Raw genomic sequence first — 2,081 nt, forward strand, 5'->3', positions numbered from 1 at the left:
CCTGAAGGTCCACCATATGGGGGTATAGCTCAGCTGGGAGAGCACCTGCCTTGCACGCAGGGGGTCTAGGGTTCGAATCCCTATATCTCCACCAATTAAGTAATCAGTCCAAAAGGACTGATTTTTTTTTTATAAATTTTAAATTAGCAATTAAACTAATTAGAGAAAACCAATCTATAGTTATTGAGGACTTAATTGAGGACTTAAAAGTTAAGTATATGAAGCAGAGCCACAAGTTAACTAAGGCTATGAGTGAAGGGAGCTTTTCAGAGTTTAAAAGAATAGTAGAGTATAAAGCTAGTTGGTAAGGTTTATAAAGCCAAATGGGTTTGTGATTTTAGATGTAATCTTGTAACAAGATTTCCAGATTGTAAAAAAGCTATAGTGTAGCAGGGTTGGTGGGTATGCTCAAATTACGAATTAAATAAAATTAAATAGTTATTTTTAATATAATTATATAATTTTTGTTATTTTTATTACTTTTTAATTATATAGAGCTTATATAGTATGATATAATAAAAATTATTAAATTTTTATGGGGAGGTATTTGTTATGGAAAAATCAAAAGTATATTTTACAGATCTTAGAACAAAACCTGGTGTTAATCTTTTAGATAAAGTTGAAAGACTTATAAAAAAAGCTGGGATACAAAATATAGATTTTAAGAATAAGTTTACAGCTATAAAAATTCACTTTGGAGAGCCTGGAAACTTAGCTTACATAAGACCGAATTATGCTGCAAAAGTAGTTAGTGTTATAAAGGAATTAGGTGGGATTCCATTTTTAACAGATTCAAATACTCTTTATTCAGGGAGAAGAGCAAATGCGATAGATCATTTAGAGGCAGCTTATGAAAATGGATTCAATCCATTAACTCTTGGCTGTCATATTATGATTGCCGATGGACTTAAAGGAACGGACTACAGAGAAATAGAATTAAATTTAAAACATTGTAAGAGTGCCAAAATAGGTACTGCAATTGCAGATGCAGATATTATAATATCAATGACTCATTTTAAAGGACATGAAATGACCGGATTTGGAGGTACTCTAAAAAATCTTGGTATGGGTTCAGGATCTAGAGGTGGGAAACTTGAAATGCATTCAGCTTCAAAACCACATATTGTTCAAGAAAATTGCACAGCTTGTAGAAAATGTATTAATAATTGTGCTCAAGAAGCAATAACACTTAATGAAAATAAGAAGGCTTCAATAGATTATGATAAGTGCGTTGGCTGCGGTCAATGTGTTGCAGTCTGCCAATTTGACGCTGCTCAAGTAATATGGAATGAATCTGCTGATATTGCAAATGAAAAAATTTCAGAATATGCTTATGCAGTAATTAAAGATAAGCCAAATTTTCACATCAGCTTTATTATGGATGTATCTCCAAATTGTGATTGCTGGGATAGTAATGATGTTCCAATAGTACCTGATTTAGGTATAATGGCATCCTTTGATCCTGTAGCACTTGATAAAGCTTGCATAGATATGGTCAATGCTGCTCCTGTAATGAAAGGAAGCTACTTAGAAGAAAAGATAAATGAATGTGAAGGACATAGTGAAAATAATGATAAAATTCATCACATTCATCCAAATACTGACTGGAGAGCAAGTTTAAATCATGCTGAAGAAATAGGATATGGTACCCAGAATTATGAATTGGTAGTTGTAAAATAGATTAATTTATAAATGAAAGACTATAATTTAGTGTGTATTAATCTTTAATGTAATTATAATAGCTTTAAATTAATATTGTATACTTTGCCGGGTGTATCATTATGCAAAATAAATAGAAATAAAGCGAAAAAAAAAGATAAAATAGATTATTTAATTATAAATAATCTATTTTATCTTATATTATAAAAAAAATGTGATAAAATAATTTTCGTCATTGAGTAAAAATATTTTATCAATAATATAAAAATATTTTATTAGTAGATTAAATATTAAATAAAATTATTTATAAAAAATTGTTGACAAAATAATTTAAATTTGATAAACTATAAAAGCTGTCAGATGACAGCGAAATGATTGGTCTTTGAAAATTAAACAGAGAATAAGGTAATAACCAGCAATTC

At 29.4% G+C, this 2,081-nt stretch carries 1 protein-coding gene and 1 tRNA gene; both read left to right on the forward strand.

The window, feature by feature from the left end:
* Nucleotides 1-18 precede the first annotated feature (18 nt).
* Nucleotides 19-94: transfer RNA gene (locus tag B5D11_RS12465), tRNA-Ala, on the forward strand.
* Nucleotides 95-552: 458 nt separating this feature from the next.
* Nucleotides 553-1,680: a DUF362 domain-containing protein gene (locus B5D11_RS12470; RefSeq protein WP_078683334.1), complete on the forward strand. Its 1,128-nt coding sequence runs from the start codon at nt 553-555 to the stop codon at nt 1,678-1,680.
* Nucleotides 1,681-2,081 lie beyond the last annotated feature (401 nt).

It is taken from the genome of Clostridium sp. USBA 49 (assembly GCF_900167505.1).
Lineage (GTDB): Bacteria > Bacillota > Clostridia > Clostridiales > Clostridiaceae > Clostridium_AT > Clostridium_AT prolinivorans.

Excerpts from the sequence above, each read along its gene's own strand:
- B5D11_RS12470 (WP_078683334.1), top strand. The coding sequence starts at position 553 with ATGGAAAAATCAAAAGTATATTTTACAGATCTTAGAACAAAACCTGGT.